Here is a 17,701-nt window from a genome sequence, read left to right on the forward strand (position 1 = left end):
ACGCCGACTAAGCCTCGCTTTGTCCCGTCAGCCTTCTGGCTTTCGCCACGATTGAGGGTCTAGCTTGTCGCCGCGATCATCCGACCGGAGGCGACGCATGGCGAGCCCGAGCGTGTTGCGAAGCGAGAGCGTGGGGTTGCAGCGGTTCGGCATGGGCTTCGGCTTCGGCCAGGCCTCTGAGATTCGCGGCACGGCGCGCGAACGCCTGCTGGCCGAGATCAAGCGGCGCGTGCTGCCGCAGCCGACGGGGCTGCCCTTTTCCGGTACGGTCGAGATCGGGGCGGCGCTCTATGCCTTCGCGGATGCCGAGCGGGCGGCGCGCGAGGCGAGCCCCGCCGCAGGGCAGCAGGTCGCTGCGGCAGCGCCTACGCAAAATCAGATGCCGCAGCCCAAGCCGGCCAACGAGCCGGCGCTGCCCTACCGGACCTATCGCGACGAGGTCGTGGCGCGGGTGCGGCTCGCGCTCGAGGCCGAGACCGGTTTCGGCGAACGGCTCGTCCAGTTCTGGTCGAACCATTTCTGCATTGGCGCCACCAAGAGCAACATGACGCGGATCATGGCCGGCGCCTATGAGCGCGAGGCGATCCGCCCGCATGTCTTCGGCCGTTTCGAGGACATGCTGGTGGCGGCCGAGAGCCACCCGGCGATGCTGGAGTTCCTCGACAACCGGCTCTCGATCGGCCCGTCCTCGCCGGCCGGCAAGCGGCGCGGGCGCGGGCTGAACGAAAACCTCGCCCGCGAGATTCTCGAATTGCATACGCTCGGGGTCTCCGGCGGTTATGCCCAGGTCGACGTCACCAATCTCGCGCGGATCATCACGGGCTGGACGGTGGTCGGCCGCGAGGCGGTTCTGGGCTTTCCCGGCTCTTTCGCCTTCAATGCCGGGCTGCACGAGCCCGGCGCACCGGTGCTGCTCGGCAAGCCCTATGGCCAGCCGGGCAAGGAGAAGGGCTTGGCGGCGCTGACCGACCTCGCCCGCCATCCCGCCACGGCGGATTTCATCGCGATCAAGCTCGTCCGGCATTTCGTCGCGGACGAGCCGCCGTCGGCGCTGGTGCGCGAGCTTTCGGCCGTGTTCAGGAAGACCGAGGGCGATCTCGCCGCGGTGTCGCGGGCGCTGATCGAGTCGGATGCGGCCTGGGGCGCCGAGCCGACCAAGATCCGCTCGCCGCAGGAGTTTCTGCTGGCGGCCTGCCGCGCGCTTGGGCGCAAGGCCGAGTTTGGCCCGATCCTCGGCCCGCTCAACGCGATGGGCCAGCCTTTCTGGCAGCCTGCCGGCCCGAACGGCTATCCCGACGGCAATGAGGCCTGGGCCTCGCCGGAGGGGATCAAGACCCGCATCGACGTCGCGGCCGGCTGGGGGCGCCAGGCGGCGGCCAGCGTGCCCGATCCCCGCGCGCTGACCGAGGACATCCTGGGGCCGCGGCTCTCGCCCGAGACGCGGCAGGCCGTGGCGCGTGCCGACAGCAAGCCGCAGGCGCTGGCGCTGCTGCTGCTTTCGCCCGAATTCCAGCGGAGGTGAGTCCGATGCTCGATGACGACGACGATTGCGAACGAATGACGCCGTCGCGCCGCGCCGTGCTGGGCGCGGCGGGGGCGCTGTTCGCCTGGTCCTTCGTACCGAAATTCGCCTATGCGGCGGCGGGCGCCCGCGATCCGCGCTTTCTGCTGGTGGTGCTGCGCGGGGCGCTGGACGGGCTCTCGGCCGTGCCGCCGCTCGGCGACCCCGATTATGCGGGCCTGCGCGAGGGCATCGCGTTGACGAAGGACGGCCCCGATGCGGCGCTGCCGCTCGACGGCTTCTTCTATCTTCATCCGGCGATGCCGAACCTCGCCCGGCTTTATGCCGCGGGCCAGGCCTCGGTCGTCCACGCGGCGGCGACAGGGTATCGCGAGCGCTCGCATTTCGACGGGCAGGATGTGCTGGAGAGCGGGCAGGGCGGTCCCGGCAAGACCGAGAGCGGCTGGCTCAACCGGCTGATCGCCAACCTTCCGGCCGGGGAAGGCATCTCGCGCAAGGGCGTGCTCGGCGTCGGTGTGGTGCCGCCGCTGGTGGTGCGCGGCGAGGCGCCGGTGCTGGGCTGGGCGCCGCCGCGCATGGCCCGCGCCGGCGCCGATCTGATCCAGCGGCTGGAGGATCTCTACGGGCAGCGTGATCCGGGCCTCGCCCGCGCGCTCGCCCAGGCGAAGCTCACTGAGGAGATCGCCCGGCGCCAGGGCATGAGCGGCGAGGCGAGGGGCGGCGGCGGGCCCGACAGCGCGGAGGGCATGAAGCGCATCGCCGAGGGCGCCGCGGCGCTGGTCGGCGCCGATGACGGGCCGCGGATCGCAGCGCTGGCCTTCGAGGGCTGGGACACGCATGCCAATGAAGGCGGCGCCAAGGGCCGGCTGGCGCAGCTGCTGGGCGGGCTCGACGGCGCGCTGGCAACCTTCGAGCAGGGCCTGAAGCCGGTCTGGAAGGACACGGTGGTGATGGTCGTCACCGAGTTCGGCCGTACCGCCCGGGTCAACGGCACCGTCGGCACCGATCACGGCACCGGCACGGTCGCCTTCCTGGTCGGCGGCGCCGTCAAGGGCGGGCGGATGATCGTCGACTGGCCGGGACTGAAGCTGGAGCAGCTCCACGAGAAGCGCGACCTGAAGCCGACGACCGACATCCGCGCCGTGGCGAAGGGCGTGGTCGCGGATCTGTTCGGGATTCCCGGGCCGGTGCTGGCGGAAAAGGTGTTTCCGGGCAGCGGCGGGATTGGGCCGATGAGCGGGCTGGTGGGGTAAGAGCCGTCATGCTCGGGCGAAGACCCGAGCATCTCCTGCACGAGATTCTCGGGTCGCGGCGTCGCCGCGCCCGAGAATGACGGAGCGCCTCAAGCCCAGGCGCGCGCCTTCAGCTTCTCCTCGAAGGCCTCGATCTTCGGCGCCTTCTCCATGGTCAGGCCGATATCGTCGAGGCCGTTCATCAGGCAGTGCTTGCGGAAGGGGTCGATGTCGAAGCTGACCGTGCCGCCATCGGGGCCGGTGATCTGCTGCTTCTCGAGATCGACCGTCAGCGTCGCGTTGGAGCCGCGATCGGCGTCGTCGAACAGCTTCTCGAGGTCCTCGGGGCTGACCACGATCGGCAGGATGCCGTTCTTGAAGCAGTTGTTGTAGAAGATGTCGGCGAAAGACGTCGAGATCACGCAGCGGATGCCGAAGTCGAGCAGCGCCCAGGGGGCATGCTCGCGCGAGGAGCCGCAGCCGAAATTGTCGCCGGCGACCAGAATCTCCGACTTGCGATAGGCCGACTGGTTGAGCACGAAATCGGGGTTCTCCGAGCCGTCCTCCTTGTAGCGCATCTCCGAGAACAGCGCGGTGCCGAGACCCGTGCGCTTGATCGTCTTGAGGTACTGCTTGGGGATGATCATGTCGGTGTCGACATTGATCACCTTCAGCGGCGCGGGCGTCGAGGTCAGGGTGGTGAAGGGCTGCATGAGCGGTCGGTCCTTGCTGCTTTGTGGGTTTCGCCGGTCATTCCGCGGCGCGTTCGATGGCTTCCAGATCCTCATCCGAGAAGCCGAAATGGTGGCCGATCTCGTGGACGAGCACATGGGTGACGATGTGGCCCAGCGTCTCGTCGTGCTCGGCCCAGTAGTCGAGGATCGGGCGGCGGTAGAGATGGATCGTGTTGGGCATCTGGCCGGTCTGCGGGGCATAGCCCTGCTGCGGCAGGCCGATGCCCGTGAAGAGGCCGAGGATGTCGAAGGGGCTCTCGGCCTCGAGCTCCTTGCAGACGTCGTCCTCGGGAAACTCGGTAACGTTGAAGATCACGTCGCTGCAGAGCGCGCGGAACTCGTCGGGCAGCCGGTCGAAGGCGGCCTGCGCCAGCACCTCGAAGGCCTCGATCGAGGGCGCGCGGGTGCCGTCCCAGTCGATCTCGGCCGGGTTCGTTGCGGCGCGGATGGCGGGAACGCTGCCCATCACCAGACCTTCAATTGATGGCCCAGCCACCAGGCGAGCACGACGACGCCGAGAAGCGACAGGGATCTGCCGATACGCCGGCCCCAGAGCTCGACCTGGTCGCCCTCGGGGGCATCCTTGGCACCGAAATGATCCGCCGCCCGGCCCATGGACGAGCCGAGCAGGCTTTCGCTGTCGCGCTTGACGCGGTCGAGCGCGGCTTGCGCCTCGGCGGCGCGGGCGGATTCGCGGGGGGGCTGGCTCATTTCACGACACCGGGAGCGGCGCGGCCTGCGACAATATCTGTAAGCCTAATCTCCTGCTGCAAGGCTGGCCAACTGATCGCCATGCCATCCTCCGTCACGTGCCAATTGCTCAAATCATCTGAATTGGCTTCCATTAATCTCGGATACCAACGTTTTGGCAACGAAATGAAACGGCCATCAGATATCCAGAATCCAACATGATTTATGCTGTAATCCGCTCTAATAATCACTTCGTCTTGGTCGGATTCCGATGTTCTTGGCGGCGTCCTCTCTGATGTATCCCGTTTCATGGCTAGTCTGTATTTGCCATCAAACATCGTAAATTTTTCAATCATCTGAATTCGCTTAAGGAATTTCGCTTTGTCAATCTGAGTTGCTTGTTTTTTACGAAAGATATTGATTAATTTCTTTGTGATCACAGCCATGTCGTCAAGGAATGAAAATGTGCGTCCGTCGAATTTGATTTTCCTGCGGTGGCAAGTAGACAAAGCAACGCCTCTGTAGAGGCAATCTTCGATCTGATCGGGCGAATGTGAGATAAAATTCCTAAAATTACGGAAGTGCGATAGTATATCTTTCTCGTTGTGATTTAGGAATTGTTCGACGTAGCGAATTGACTCTGCGAGTGTTGGTCGTTTCTTTGATCCGGCTTGGTATGGAGAATGGCCACTAATCTTCTCTAAAACAAATAGAAAATTCTCCATCGTCTTACAGAACTGGTGTATGTCGGCGTGCTTTATATTATGCCGATCGGGCATTAGGTTATTAACGTAACGAATTCGGCCTCCGCTTTGCGTCCGCGTAGCAAAATCGCTCCAAGCGAACGTGTCTTCGCGCAAATAAAGCGTAAAGCCTTCGTCCATCCAATAAAAATCCGTAGTATTATCCTTTATCGAATGGCTTATAATCGATAGTATGAAATCATAGCCCTTTATCGTCATTTCATATGAGGCAAGGGAATTTAGAATATTATTTCTTCGTGACTTTCTAATGCCAAGGCCGATCATGAAGCGTTCTGCGAGAGCAAGATCGTGCTCCCGCAGCTTGCGCCACTGCAACTCGTCGCAGGTGTCTGTCGAGATTGCTATCGACACGCTGCTACCCCAACTGCCTCACATCGACAAATCGCCCGACGAGCGCTGCCGCCGCCGCCATCTGCGGCGAGACGAGATGGGTGCGGCCCTTGAAGCCCTGGCGGCCCTCGAAATTGCGGTTCGAGGTCGAGGCGGCGCGCTGGCCCGGCTTGAGCTGGTCGGGGTTCATGCCCAGGCACATCGAGCAGCCCGGCTCGCGCCATTCGAAGCCGGCGGCGAGGAAGATCTTGTCCAGCCCCTCGGCCTCGGCCTGCTGCTTCACGAGCCCTGAGCCCGGGACGATCATGGCGTAGTCGAGCGAGCCCGCGATCTTCTTGCCCTCGACGATCTTGGCGACTGCGCGCAGATCCTCGATGCGGCCATTGGTGCAGGAGCCGATCCAGATCACGTCGAGCGGGATCTCGGTCATCTTGGTGCCGGCGGTCAGGCCCATATAGTCGAGTGCGCGCTGCTTGGAGGTGCGCTTGGTCTCGTCCTCGATCAGCGCCGGATCGGGCACGCTGCCCGCGACCGAGATCACATCCTCAGGGCTCGTTCCCCAGGAGACGATCGGCGGCAGGTTGTTGGCGTCGAGCTTCACGATGCGGTCGAAATGCGCGCCCTCGTCGGTGTAGAGGGTCTCCCAGTAGCGCAGGGCCTCGTCCCAGGCGGCGCCCTGCGGCGCCTTGGGGCGGCCCTTCAGATAGGCGTAGGCCTTCTCGTCGGGGGCGACCATGCCGGCGCGCGCGCCGCCCTCGATCGACATGTTGCACAGCGTCATGCGGCCCTCCATCGAGAGCGCGCGGATGGCGTCGCCGGCATATTCGATGACCGAGCCGGTGCCGCCGGCCGTGCCGATCTCGCCGATGATGGCCAGCGTGATGTCCTTGGCGGTGACGCCCTTGGTCAGCGTGCCGTCCACCTGGACGAGCATGTTCTTGGCCTTCTTCTGGATCAGCGTCTGGGTGGCCAGCACATGCTCGACCTCCGAGGTGCCGATGCCATGGGCCAGCGCCCCGAAGGCGCCATGCGTCGAGGTGTGGCTATCGCCGCAGACGATGGTGGTGCCGGGCAGGGTGAAGCCCTGCTCGGGGCCGACGATGTGGACGATGCCCTGGCGGATATCGAGTTCGTTGAAATACTCGACGCCGAATTCCTTGGCGTTCTTCGCGAGCGCCTCGACCTGGATGCGGCTTTCTTCCTCCGCGATGCCCTTGGAGCGATCGGTGGTGGGGATGTTGTGGTCGACGACGGCCAGCGTCTTGTGCGGCGCGCGGACCTTGCGGCCGGTCATGCGCAGCCCCTCGAAGGCCTGCGGGCTGGTCACCTCATGGACGAGGTGGCGGTCGATATAGAGCAGGCAGGTGCCGTCCTCCTGCCGGTCGACGATGTGGTCGTCGAAGATCTTGTCGTAGAGGGTGCGGGGTGCGGACGTCGCGGTCATGGCGCTGGAGCCTCGGTGGCGTGAGATCGATGGGATCGTGGAAAGGGCCGGCTGCGGGAAGCCGGCTCGCAGAACGCATTCGCCTGTCGCCCGCGCGCGGCGCGGGTCTCAGGCGCGGCTAAGGCCTGCGGCGATCGAGGCGGTGAAGCGGCCGAAGAAGCGCCAGGGCAGGCGGGCATGGTCGTGCAGGGCCGCGAAACCCTGCGTCGTGGGCATGCGGCGCAGGTTCGCCTCGCGGCGAACCACGCAAAGCCGGCCATGCTCACTCGCGGGGCGCTTCGTCATGAGCCGGTTCTAACAGTTCCAGACTGCGGCGGCAACGAAGGCAAAGCGGGGAAGGGGGGCGCAAAACGAAGGTCTCATCGTCGTGGCGCCGCGTGCCGGGCGGCGTGCGTCCTCAGTCTTGCGCTGCTATGCAGGCAACCGACGCGGCGCACGGCGCGGCGGCAACGCATGGGTGACGAGATGCTGCGGTTTTTCCCCTTCATGGTGCTGGCGGTCGGCGCCTATGGCCTCACCGTCGCGGTGAGCGGCGTTGCGCTGACCACGGAGGTGGCGGCCTTCCACCTGCCCTCGGCAACGCGCTTTTCGCTGACCGTCAGCGAGCTCCTGCTGGCACTCTCGACGATCGTGTTGTTCTTCGAGATCATGAACGCGACCAGCGCCAAATCGAGCTCGATCCTCAATCACGGTCTGTCGATGCTGGTCTTCATCGCGTGCTTCATCGGTTTCCTGCTGGTGCCGGGCTTTGGCACCGGCACATTCCTGATCATCACGCTGATGGCGCTGGTCGACGTCGTCGCCGGCTATTCCATCAGCATCCTGACGGCGCGGCGCGACATGACCTTTGGTGGGCAGGAGTAGGCGGTGATTCCGCGCACCCGGCGTCATCCTGGGCGACCGCAGGTCGGCCGGGATCCATCATAGGGCACCGCGGAGCCTCATGATGGATCCCGGCGCTTCGCTTCACTCGCGCCAGGATGACGGGCTGCCAGGGCGTCCCAGGGCCACTTCAATGAAAAAACGCGGCCCCGAAGGACCGCGTTTCCAAACTCTCTCGCCTGAAGCGAAATCTTACTTGGCGTCGGCCTTCGCACCCTTGGGCGGCCGGGCCTCGACGCGCTCGGCGATGCGGGCCGACTTGCCGCGGCGATCGCGCAGATAATAGAGCTTGGCGCGGCGCACCTTGCCCTTGCGGACGACCTTGATGGAATCGAGGTTCGGCGAGAACAGCGGGAACACGCGCTCTACGCCCTCGCCATAGCTGATCTTGCGGACGGTGAAGCTCTGGTTCAGGCCGCCGCCATTGCGAGCGATGCAGACGCCCTCATAGGCCTGGACGCGGCTGCGCTCGCCTTCCTTGACCTTGACGTTGACCTGCACGGTGTCGCCGGGCTGGAAGTGCGGGATTTCGCGGCCTTCGCTGAGCTTGGCGATCTGCTCCTGATCGAGCTGTTCGATGATGTTCACGGGTCTCTCCAATTGCCGTTGTCGCGCTTGGCTGCGCGGGCGTTCGGCACGCTGTTTTCAGTTGAGTGCGCGGGCCATACAGGAGATGGCGTGGCTTGTCGAGCGGCTCTCGAAACGCGCCGCCCACCCGCCGGCGCGCGCCGGTCCGGCTTGGCGACGCATGCGCCGCAATGCATAGGCTGTCGTCAACCAGACTGACAGAAACCGGGTCGAAACGCATCATGCCTCAGGACAGCATCAATGTCGCCCTCGTCACCGGCGCCGCGCGCGGCATCGGGCTCGCCACCGCCCAGCGCTTCCTCGAGGAGGGCTGGAAGGTCGGCCTGCTCGACATCGAGGCCGATCTGCTGGCGCAAGCCGTCGCCGCGCTCGGCCGGCCGGAGGAGACGCTGGCGCTGCCCTGCGACGTCTCCGATCCCGATGCGGTCGAGGCGGCCTTCGCGGCGCTGACCGCCCGCTTCGGGCGGCTCGATGCGCTCGTCAACAATGCCGGCACGGCGGTGTTCAAGCCGCTGCTGGAGACGACGCTCGCCGAGTGGAACCGCGTCATGGCGGTCAACCTCACCGGCCCCTTCCTGATGACGCAGCTCGCCGCCCCGCTGATGGCCGAGACCGGCGGCGGCGCCATCGTCAACATCACCTCGATCTCGGGGCTGCGCGCCTCGACGCTGCGCGTCGCCTACGGCACCTCGAAGGCCGCGCTCGCCCATCTCACCAAGCAGCAGGCGGCCGAGCTCGCCTCGCTCGGCATCCGGGTCAACGCGGTCGCGCCCGGCCCGGTCGACACGGCCATGGCCAAGGCGGTGCATTCGGCCGAAATCCGCGCCGATTACCGCGACGCGATCCCGCTCGCCCGCTACGGGCTGGAGGAGGAGCTGGCGGCGTCGATCTTCTTCCTGTGCAGCGACCAGGCGAGCTACATCACCGGCCAGATTCTGGCGGTCGATGGCGGGTTCGACGCGGTCGGGATCGGGCTCGCGACGCTGCGGGGGGAGCGGCGGAATCGGTGAGCGCCAAGCTCTCCTTCACATCCGCGTGGGTGCGGCGATGCGCGGCTTGCGGCGCAGAGGTCCGCTTGCATCATCCGCTCCGCGACGGGAGGGGGATGCAGATGGTGCAGGGCTGGCGATGGGCGGGGCTGATCGGGCTGGTGCTGGCAGGCACGGCGCAGGGCGCGGCACCCGAAGGCGCGGTGCCGATCAGCGGCTTTGCGATCGACGCGACAGAGGTCACGGTCGAGGCCTTCGCGCGTCATGCCGCCGCGCGCGGCCTGCAGACGGCGGCCGAGCGCGAGGGCGGCGGGCATGAATATCTCGGCGGCTGGCAGCGCCGGCCGGGCTGGAGTTATCGCAGCCCCTCGGGCAAGCCAGCGCAGCCGACGGATCCGGCGGCGCATCTGACCTGGTTCGAGGCGCGCGACTATTGCGCGGCGAAAGGCGGACGCCTGCCGACGCTCGCCGAATGGCGCGAGGCCGCCTTCACCGAGCGCCGGGCCGCCCCGAGCGACGGCTTCGAGCGGGGTCGCACCTATCCCTTCCCCGTTGGCGACCAGCCCGCAGGCATGAATCTCGCCGGCACCGACCCCGCCGCCGGGGACGTCTGGGAGCGTCACGCTCCCACTGGGGCGACGCGGCGCGGCGTCAACGGCCTTAACGACATGGGTGGCAATCTCTGGGAATGGCTCGCCGACCGGCGCGGCAGCGACGCGCTCACCGCCGGCGGCTCCTGGTGGTACGGCCCGGCCCAGACCCGCAGCGAAGCCCCGCAGTGGAAGGCGGCGGATTTCACGGCGGTCTATATCGGCTTTCGCTGCGTTTACGGCTGAGGGGGAGTGTTCCGCGCGCTGACAGCGAAGAGCGCGGGAACCCCTCTCCCGCATCGAAGGCGGCTGTTGCCGACCTCGAAACTCTGAGTGCTGATCTCGGGCAGGCCCGAGATCAGTGAGAGGGGTAGGGGAGAGGTGTCGGCCCCTGGACGCGTGAGTTACACCCTGCCCGCAGCCGCGGTGAGGGTGGCGGTCCGCTGGTCCAGCGGCCTTCCCCTCTCCCCTGCACCTCTCCCTTTGGGAGAGGGGTTCCCCGCGCTTCCGGTGCTTCTCTCGTCCCGCAATGCTCAGGTCGAACCCGAGCCTGACGCCGCCGAACGCTCTGGCGACATCAATTCAGTTTACATATGAACTTTTCTGCGGATAAGCAATGCTCCGGGCCTTGCGCCCGCCCCCGCTGTTCCGCAGTGTAAGGGCTTGAAAAACGGCATCGGCTGCCCGCCGCGCGGGTGAAAGCCGGGCGACGGGGAGGACGACGATGAACGCGACTGCCGCCACCCAGGCGAAGCCCGAGCCGCGCCCGTGGCTCGCCCACTACCCCCCGGCCGTGCCGCCCGAGATCGGCGATCCCGGCACGCTGGCGGATCTGATCGGCCGCGCCTGCGAGACCTACGGGGCTCGCCCGGCCTTCGAGAGCTTCGGCAAGTCGATCAGCTTCGCCGAGACCGGCAGGGCCGCGCGGGCCTTTGCCGCCTGGCTCCAGGCGCAGGGCTATCGCAAGGGTGACCGCATCGCGTTGATGATGCCCAACATCCTGGCCTATCCGGCGACGATCTTCGGCGCGCTGCTCGGTGGATACACCGTCGTCAACGTCAACCCGCTCTATACGGCGCGCGAGCTCGCCCATCAGCTCAATGATTCGGGCGCCCGTGTACTGGTCGTGATCGAGAACTTCGCCCATGTGGTTGAGGAGGCGAAGCCGCAGCTCAAGGTCGAGACGGTGGTGGTCGCCACCGCCGGCGACCTGATGGGCTTCAAGGGGCATATCGTCAATTTCGTCGCCCGGCGCATCAAGAAGGTGGTCAAGCCCTTCAACCTTCCGGGCTTCGTGCCGCTGGCGACGGTTCTGGCGGGCTCCGACGCGATGGCGCCGGTGACCGTGACGCCCGACGACGTCGCCTTCCTGCAATACACCGGCGGGACGACCGGCGTCGCCAAGGGCGCGACGCTGTCGCACCGCAACGTCGCCTCCAATGTCGAGCAATGCGGGCTCTGGCTCGGCTGGGCGCTGGAGCCGCCGCTCGGCCGCAGCGACTACCAGCACGTCATGGTCACCGCGCTGCCGCTCTACCACATCTTCGCGCTGACCTGCTGCTGCCTGTTCATGCTGCGGATCGGCGCCAAGGGGCTGCTGATCGCCAATCCGCGCGACATCGCCGGCTTCGTCAAGACGCTGAAGGCGAGCCGCTTCACGCTGATCTCCGGCGTCAACACGCTCTACAACGCGCTCGCCAATCATCCCGAATTCGCGCAGGTGAATTTCGACGAGCTGCGCTTTGCCGTCTCGGGCGGCATGGCGACCCAGGCCGCGGTGGCCAAGCACTGGAAGTCGGTCACCGGGCGCCCGATCATCGAGGGCTACGGCCTCTCTGAAACCTCCCCCGTCGCCTCGATCAACCGGACCGATATCGCCGAGTTCACCGGCACGGTCGGCTTTCCGCTGCCCTCGACCGAAATCGCGATCCGCGACGCCGAAGGCCACGACCTGCCGATCGGCGAATCCGGCGAGATCTGCATCCGCGGTCCGCAGGTCATGGTGGGCTACTGGAACCGGCCCGACGAGACCGCCAAGGTGATGTCGGAGGATGGCTATTTCCGCAGCGGCGACATCGGGGTGATGCAGCCCGACGGGCAGGTCCGCATCGTCGACCGGATGAAGGACATGGTGCTGGTCTCCGGCTTCAACGTCTATCCCAACGAGGTCGAGGACGTGATCGCGATGCATCCGGGCGTGCTCGAATCGGCCGTGATCGGCCTGCCCGACGAGCATTCCGGCGAGGCGGTCACCGCCTTCGTCGTGCGCAAGGATGATGCGCTGACGGCCGACGAGCTGCGCGCCTTCTGCAAGGAGAGTCTGACCGGCTACAAGGTGCCCAAGCAGATCTTCTTCCGCGAGAGCCTGCCGAAGACCAATGTCGGCAAGGTGCTGCGCCGGGCGCTGCGCGAGGAGGTCGCCGGCAAGGGCTGAGGCCTGGGGGCCATCGCCTTCGCCGCGGGGCTGGGCTAATCTCGTCTCCATCGCGCGGGGTGCTCCGACGCACCCCGCGTCCCTGGAGAATTGCCGCTTGCCGCATCCCCTGATCGACGAAGCGCTGCTGCGCCAGCTCAAGCCGGGGCTGCACATCCATGACGATGCGGCGCTCAACGCCGAGCCCGGCCTCGATCTGCTGGTCGATCCGATCACCCCGGTCGACACATTCTTCATCCGCAATAACGGCACCGTGCCCTCGATCGCTGACGAGGTGGACTGGACGCTGACGATCGACGGGGAGGTCGAGCGGCCGACGCGCTGGACGATCGCCGCGCTGCGGGCCCGCTTCGAGACGGTGACGCTCACTGCCGTGCTGGAATGCGCCGGCAATGGCCGCTCGCAATTCTCGCCGGCGACCGATGGGCTGCCCTGGCGGCTGGGCGCCGTCGGCTGCGCGCGCTGGACCGGGGTGCGGCTGGCGGATGTGCTCGCTGATGCCGGCGTGCGGGAGACGGCAGTCTATACGGGGCAGTACGCGCCGGACCGGCTGATCTCCGACCCGTCGCGGCCGGCGCTGTCGCGCGGGCTGCCGATCGCCAAGGCGCTGAGCCCCGAGACGCTGATCGCCTTCGCGATGAACGGAGAGCCACTGCCGCGGCTGCATGGCGGGCCGCTGCGGATCGTGGCGCCCGGTTTCCCGGGCTCGGCCTGGCAGAAATGGCTCGACCGGGTCGAATTGCGCGCCTGCGAGCATGACGGCGAGAAGATGGGCGGGACGAATTACCGCCTGCCGACGGCGCCGGTCGCTCCCGGCGAGCCGCTCGATCCGAGCCTTTTCGCCGTGATCACCGACATGCCGGTGAAGTCGCTGATCACGACGCCGCTGGACGGCTTTAGCGCGACCTGCGGCGAGAGACTGACGGTCGCAGGATTCGGCTGGAGCGGGGCGATCCCGCTCGCGAGTGTCCGCGTCTCCGGCGATGGCGGCGTGAGCTGGCAGGATGCAGAGCTTGAGGATGGCGAGGGGCCCTTCGCCTGGCGGCGCTTCAGTGCGGACCTCGTCGTCGCGCAGTCTGGAGCCATGTCCGTCCTCGCTCAGGCCCGCGATGTGCAGGGGCATGTCCAGCCGCTCGAGATCGTCTGGAATCCGCGCGGCTACTGCAACAATCAGGTTCAGCGCGTCGAAGGTGTCGCGCTTTCGGCCTGAGCCCTCAGGCGGCGATCAGGGCGCGCGCGTCTGCGGCCTGCGCCGAGACCGAGAGGATCTCGCCCGGTGCGGTCTCCCTCCGGAAGCGCACCAGCGTGAAGTCCGGGGCGCGGCCGGTGTTGCCGCGCTCGGTCAGAACCGTCAGCGGCCGGCCGAGGCGGGCGGTGAGATGGGCGGCATGGGCTGCGCTTGCGGCCTCACGCAGCCGGGCCGCACGCTCCGAGACGACCGGTCCCGGAAGCTGCGGCATCCGGGCGGCGGGCGTGCCGGGGCGGCTGGAATAGGGAAAGACATGGACATAGCTCAGCCCGCATTCGCCGATCAGGTCGAGCGAGCGGGCAAACATGGCGTCGTCCTCGGTCGGGAAGCCGGCGATGAGATCGGCGCCGAAGGCGATGTCGGGCCGCAAGGAGCGGATCTCGGCGCAGAAGCGGATCGCGTCGTCGCGGCCGTGGCGGCGCTTCATGCGCTTCAGGATCAGGTCGTCGCCGGCCTGGAGCGAGAGATGCAGATGTGGCATCAGCCGCGGCTCGGTGGCGAGTGCCTCACGCAGATCGTCGTCGGCCTCGACAGCATCGATCGAGGACAGGCGCAGGCGCGGCAGCTCCGGCAGTTCGCGCAGGATCAGGCGCACCAGCCGCCCGAGCAGCGGCGCCTGCGCGAGGTCGCGGCCATAGCTCGTCAGGTCGACGCCGGTCAGGACGATCTCGCGCGCGCCGTCCTCCAGCAGTTCGCGGCACTGCGCCAGCACGGCCTCGGGCGCGAGCGAGCGCGAATTCCCCCGGCCGAAGGGGATGATGCAGAAGGTGCAGCGATGGTCGCAGCCGTTCTGGACCTGCACGAAGCCGCGCGTCTGCCGGGCGGCGCGGCCGGCTTCGACCGGCGCCAGCCGCGTGCGCGCCATGATGTCGCCGACGGCGATCTTGTCGCGCGGATCGGCCTCAGTGGCGCCGAGGCTGTTCGAGCGGGCGAGGGTTGTCCAGGTCGATGGCTCGAGCTTTTCGGCATTGCCGATGACGCGGGCGGCTTCGGGCATCTGCGCGAAGCGCTGCGGCTCGATCTGGGCGGCGCAGCCGGTGACGATGACGGGCCGGCCCGGCTGCTCGCGATGGAGCCGGCGGACCGCCTGGCGGGCCTGCCGGGTGGCCTCCGACGTCACGGCGCAGGCGTTGACCACGGCGAGGTCGGAGAGGCCCGCGGCTTGCGCCTGACGCCGGAGCGCCTCGCCCTCGACGATGTTGAGGCGGCAGCCGAAGGTGACGACCTCGAGGGTCATCAGGCGGCGGTCTCGAACAGTTCGGGGGCGAGCGTGCCCTCCCATTCGAATTCGACCGGGCCGGTCATCAGGACGTGGCCGTCGCTCTGCCGCCATTCGATGGCGAGGTCGCCGCCGGGCAGGCTGACCACGGCCTTGCGGGCGCTGAGCTCGCGGCGCACGGCGGCGACGAGGGCCGCGCAGGCGCCCGAGCCGCAGGCGCGGGTGATGCCGGCGCCGCGCTCCCAGACGCGCAGCACGATATGGTCGGGCGCGGTGACGGCGGCGAGCTCGATGTTGGCGCGGTCGGGGAAGATCGGGTGGTTCTCGAGCAGGGGGCCGATCTGCTCGAGATTGAAGCGGTAGGGATCGTCGACGAAGAAGACGGCGTGGGGATTGCCCATGTTGACCGCGCAGGGCGTGTGCAGGATCGGATCGTCGATCGGGCCGATCTGAAGCTCGAAATGCGCGGTGTCGTGGAAGGGCTCGGCCAGCGGGATGTCCTCCCAGTCGAGCCGGGGCGCGCCCATGTCGACGGTGAAGACGAGATCGCTGTCGCGCCTGGCCGGCAGCAGCCCGGCCTTGGTCTGCAGCGTCAGCGCGGTCTTGCCGGCACCGCCCATCAAGGGGTCGGCCAGCATGGCCCAGGCGACGCAGCGCGTGCCGTTGCCGCAGGCGCCGGCCTCGGAGCCGTCGGTGTTGTAGATCCGGACAAAGGCGTCGGTACCGGGCGTGACGGGATCGTGCAGGACCATGAGCTGGTCAAAATGCGCGCGCGGCTCGGCCGCGATGGCGCGTGCGTCGCGCTCGCCGACGCGCAGCGTCGTGCCACGCAGATCGAGCACGGTGATCTCGTTGCCGAGACCGTTCATTTTCAGGAACCGACGATGGGCGAGGGCGTTCATACCGTCACATATCCCATGGGATTGCGGGTCTATGAGGGAGGCGACGTGAAAAAGCCACCCTCGCGATGATTTCCTGGCGTAAGTGGATGTTCCATATTGCGCCGCAAGAGCGCGAGTCGATTTTGGCGCCGTTCCAGGCAGGACCTTTGACGATGCAGCATCGCCGTATTGCCGTCGGGACGCTGGCCGCCTTCCTGAGCGTCGGCAGTCTTGCCTCAGCCCAGACACGCGTGGCGCCTCCGAGCGCCGTGGAATCGGCGCCGCTCGCTCCGCCGCCGGGGGCGGCGGTGCCTGCCCAAGTGCAACCCACTCCCGCGCCGACGCCACCTGCCGCCGTGCCCGAGCCCGTTCCCGGCCCGCAGCCGGTCCAGCCCGCGCCGGCGCCGCCGCGCCCGCTGACGCCCGAGCCCGTCCAGCCGGCCCCGACACCGCAGATGCCGCTGGAGCCGCAGCCGGTGCAGCCGCCGCCGACCCTGCCCGCGCCCGGCCCCATCCAGCCCGTGCAGCCGCCGAGCCTGCAGCAGCAGACGGGCGTGCTCGACCCCAATGCGACCCTCGCGGGGAAACGCGGCGACCAGAGCGACGTGGACGAGGTTCTGCTGGTCGCCAAGCCCGTTCTGAAACTCTCCGGCGCCGCGAGCTGGGATGAAGGCTTCAAGCGGCTGGCCGAGAGCTTTCGCGTGTTGCGCCAGGAGGCGGAGCGCGCGCGCCTGCCGATCGCCGGGCGGCCGTTGACGCTGTTTCTGGAGACCGACGACAACGGCTTCCGCTACGAGGCGATGCTGCCGGTCGGGCCGGCGCCCGAGGGCGAGCGCAATGCGACATTCGGCGATGGCGTACGGCCGGGGCTGACGCCGGCCGGACCGTCGCTGCGCTTCGTCCATGTCGCGCCCTATGACGACATCGACTCGACCTATGAGACGATCACGGCCTATCTCGAAGCGAAGGCGATCAGCGTGAAGGACGCATTCCTCGAGGAATATGTCGGGGATCTCGCCGATCCGGCCGACCCGAATCTCGAGATCAACGTCTATGTCCAGCCGCGCTGATCGCGAGCGCCGTTTCAGACCTGCCAGCTCAATCCCGGCCGCATTGGCCTGAATCGTTCTTCGGCGACGCCGGCGGCCGCCAATGCCGCGGCGAGCGCTGCCGGCGGGCGCTCGATGCCCTCGTCGGTGAGCTGGAAGGTGCCCCAGTGGTGCCCGAGCGCTGCCTCGGCGCGCAGCGCCAGCATGACCTGCACCGCCTCCTCCGGGTTCATGTGGTTGTCGCGCATGAACCAGCGGGGCTCAAAAGCGCCGATCGGCAGGACGGCGAGACGGAAGGGTCCCAATTCGGCACCGAGGCGGCGATAGAGCGAGCCGTCGTGGTAGCCGGTGTCGCCGATGTGGAAGATGCGGGTGCCGCCTCCTTCCAGCACGAAGGAGCACCACAGCGCCATGCGCCGGTCGAAGGCGCCACGCGCCGACCAGTGGTAGCTCGGCACCAAGGTGACCGCGACGGTCTCCGACAGCACCAGGCGCGTCGACCAGTCATGCGCCTCGGCACGCGCCTCCGGGACGCGGGCCCTGACGATGGTGTCGTTGCCGAGCGGCATGATCATGCGCGGCGCGTCGCGCTCATGCAGCCGCGCCAGCGTCTCGATATCGAGATGGTCGTAGTGATTATGCGTAATCAGGACGGCGTCGATGCGCGGCAGGTCGGCGAAGGCCACGCCCGGCTCGTTGACGCGGCGCGGACCGATGAAGGAGAGCGGGCTGGCGCGCAGCGAGTAGACCGGGTCGATCAGCAGATTGAGCCCGCCGATCTGGTACAGGAACGAGGCATGACCGAGATGGACGATGCGGACACCCTCGACGCGGGCAGGCGGTCGGTCCTGCGGCGGGGCGGGATAGCTCTCGGGAAAAGCCTCGCGATCACGCCTTGAGGTCTGCCATTTCAGAACGTCGGCGAGCCCCTTGGTCACGGGCCGGCCGTCGGTGAAGACGACACCGTTGAAGTTCTCGGTCACGGGGCCCTGATAATAGGGGTTGCGCGAGCGCGAGATCGAGGCCCAGGCCGCGCTGCTCGTGCCAAGCAGCGCGGGGAGGCCGAGATAGGTGAGGAGCTTGCGGCGGTTCATACCGCAAGAG

General features: G+C 67.4%; 18 protein-coding genes. 8 read left to right on the top strand and 10 right to left on the bottom strand.

The genetic code is table 11. The features are described from left to right. The first annotated feature begins 97 nt into the window (after positions 1–97). Entirely contained in the window at positions 98–1,522 is a 1,425-nt protein-coding gene (locus SJY11_RS09695) for a DUF1800 domain-containing protein (RefSeq protein WP_376986380.1), read from the top strand. 5 nt (positions 1,523–1,527) lie between these two features. Then, entirely contained in the window at positions 1,528–2,775 is a 1,248-nt protein-coding gene (locus SJY11_RS09700) for a DUF1501 domain-containing protein (RefSeq protein ID WP_376986381.1), read from the top strand. Between the two features lie 89 nt (positions 2,776–2,864). Here the strand turns inward: SJY11_RS09700 and leuD are convergent, their stop codons facing one another. From leuD to SJY11_RS09730, 6 genes are all read right to left on the bottom strand, one after another. Further along, positions 2,865–3,467, bottom strand: coding sequence for a 3-isopropylmalate dehydratase small subunit (leuD, locus tag SJY11_RS09705; protein ID WP_376986382.1), 603 nt, complete (start codon positions 3,465–3,467; stop codon positions 2,865–2,867). Between the two features lie 37 nt (positions 3,468–3,504). Continuing rightward, positions 3,505–3,954 carry a metallopeptidase family protein gene (locus tag SJY11_RS09710; protein ID WP_376986383.1) on the bottom strand — a complete coding sequence of 150 codons (450 nt, stop codon included), beginning with the start codon at positions 3,952–3,954 and terminating at the stop codon, positions 3,505–3,507. After that, entirely contained in the window at positions 3,954–4,199 is a 246-nt protein-coding gene (locus SJY11_RS09715; RefSeq protein WP_376986384.1) for a hypothetical protein, read from the bottom strand. Before SJY11_RS09715 ends, SJY11_RS09710 begins: the two co-directional genes overlap by 1 nt. Then, positions 4,196–5,293 carry a DUF2442 domain-containing protein gene (locus SJY11_RS09720; protein ID WP_376986385.1) on the bottom strand — a complete coding sequence of 366 codons (1,098 nt, stop codon included), beginning with the start codon at positions 5,291–5,293 and terminating at the stop codon, positions 4,196–4,198. Before SJY11_RS09720 ends, SJY11_RS09715 begins: the two co-directional genes overlap by 4 nt. A gap of 4 nt (positions 5,294–5,297) precedes the next feature. After that, positions 5,298–6,716 carry a 3-isopropylmalate dehydratase large subunit gene (gene leuC, locus SJY11_RS09725; RefSeq protein ID WP_376986386.1) on the bottom strand — a complete coding sequence of 473 codons (1,419 nt, stop codon included), beginning with the start codon at positions 6,714–6,716 and terminating at the stop codon, positions 5,298–5,300. Between the two features lie 108 nt (positions 6,717–6,824). Further along, positions 6,825–7,001 carry a hypothetical protein gene (locus tag SJY11_RS09730; RefSeq protein WP_156446650.1) on the bottom strand — a complete coding sequence of 59 codons (177 nt, stop codon included), beginning with the start codon at positions 6,999–7,001 and terminating at the stop codon, positions 6,825–6,827. 168 nt (positions 7,002–7,169) lie between these two features. Between SJY11_RS09730 and SJY11_RS09735 the strand changes: the two genes are divergently transcribed. Beyond that, on the top strand, positions 7,170–7,580 hold the full coding sequence (locus SJY11_RS09735; protein ID WP_376986387.1) for a hypothetical protein: 411 nt from the start codon (positions 7,170–7,172) through the stop codon (positions 7,578–7,580). Between the two features lie 210 nt (positions 7,581–7,790). Here the strand turns inward: SJY11_RS09735 and rplS are convergent, their stop codons facing one another. After that, positions 7,791–8,186: a 50S ribosomal protein L19 gene (rplS, locus tag SJY11_RS09740; protein ID WP_376986388.1), complete on the bottom strand. Its 396-nt coding sequence runs from the start codon at positions 8,184–8,186 to the stop codon at positions 7,791–7,793. A 221-nt stretch (positions 8,187–8,407) separates the two neighbouring features. Here rplS and SJY11_RS09745 point away from each other — a divergent pair, with 221 nt between their 5' ends. The 4 genes from SJY11_RS09745 to SJY11_RS09760 all read left to right on the top strand — a co-directional run bounded on the left by SJY11_RS09745 (position 8,408) and on the right by SJY11_RS09760 (position 13,409). Then, a complete protein-coding gene (locus tag SJY11_RS09745; protein WP_376986389.1) occupies positions 8,408–9,196 on the top strand; it encodes an SDR family NAD(P)-dependent oxidoreductase in 789 nt (262 codons plus the stop codon). Between the two features lie 95 nt (positions 9,197–9,291). Then, positions 9,292–10,011: an SUMF1/EgtB/PvdO family nonheme iron enzyme gene (locus SJY11_RS09750; protein ID WP_376986390.1), complete on the top strand. Its 720-nt coding sequence runs from the start codon at positions 9,292–9,294 to the stop codon at positions 10,009–10,011. Between the two features lie 478 nt (positions 10,012–10,489). Beyond that, entirely contained in the window at positions 10,490–12,199 is a 1,710-nt protein-coding gene (locus SJY11_RS09755) for an AMP-binding protein (protein WP_376986391.1), read from the top strand. Between the two features lie 97 nt (positions 12,200–12,296). Then, positions 12,297–13,409 (top strand): sulfite oxidase, encoded by a 1,113-nt coding sequence (locus SJY11_RS09760; protein ID WP_376986392.1) that lies wholly within the window; start codon positions 12,297–12,299, stop codon positions 13,407–13,409. Positions 13,410–13,413: 4 nt separating this feature from the next. Here the strand turns inward: SJY11_RS09760 and mtaB are convergent, their stop codons facing one another. Both mtaB and dapF read right to left on the bottom strand, forming a co-directional pair. After that, on the bottom strand, positions 13,414–14,685 hold the full coding sequence (gene mtaB, locus SJY11_RS09765; protein ID WP_376986393.1) for a tRNA (N(6)-L-threonylcarbamoyladenosine(37)-C(2))-methylthiotransferase MtaB: 1,272 nt from the start codon (positions 14,683–14,685) through the stop codon (positions 13,414–13,416). Next, entirely contained in the window at positions 14,685–15,569 is an 885-nt protein-coding gene (gene dapF / locus SJY11_RS09770) for a diaminopimelate epimerase (RefSeq protein WP_376986395.1), read from the bottom strand. Before dapF ends, mtaB begins: the two co-directional genes overlap by 1 nt. A gap of 152 nt (positions 15,570–15,721) precedes the next feature. Here dapF and SJY11_RS09775 point away from each other — a divergent pair, with 152 nt between their 5' ends. Next, positions 15,722–16,618 carry a GyrI-like domain-containing protein gene (locus SJY11_RS09775; RefSeq protein WP_376986396.1) on the top strand — a complete coding sequence of 299 codons (897 nt, stop codon included), beginning with the start codon at positions 15,722–15,724 and terminating at the stop codon, positions 16,616–16,618. A 14-nt stretch (positions 16,619–16,632) separates the two neighbouring features. Here SJY11_RS09775 and SJY11_RS09780 read toward each other — a convergent pair whose 3' ends face one another. Next, positions 16,633–17,691: an MBL fold metallo-hydrolase gene (locus SJY11_RS09780; protein WP_376986397.1), complete on the bottom strand. Its 1,059-nt coding sequence runs from the start codon at positions 17,689–17,691 to the stop codon at positions 16,633–16,635. Positions 17,692–17,701 lie beyond the last annotated feature (10 nt).

This window comes from Allobosea sp. R86505 (assembly GCF_042466375.1).
In the GTDB taxonomy this organism is placed as follows: domain Bacteria; phylum Pseudomonadota; class Alphaproteobacteria; order Rhizobiales; family Beijerinckiaceae; genus Allobosea.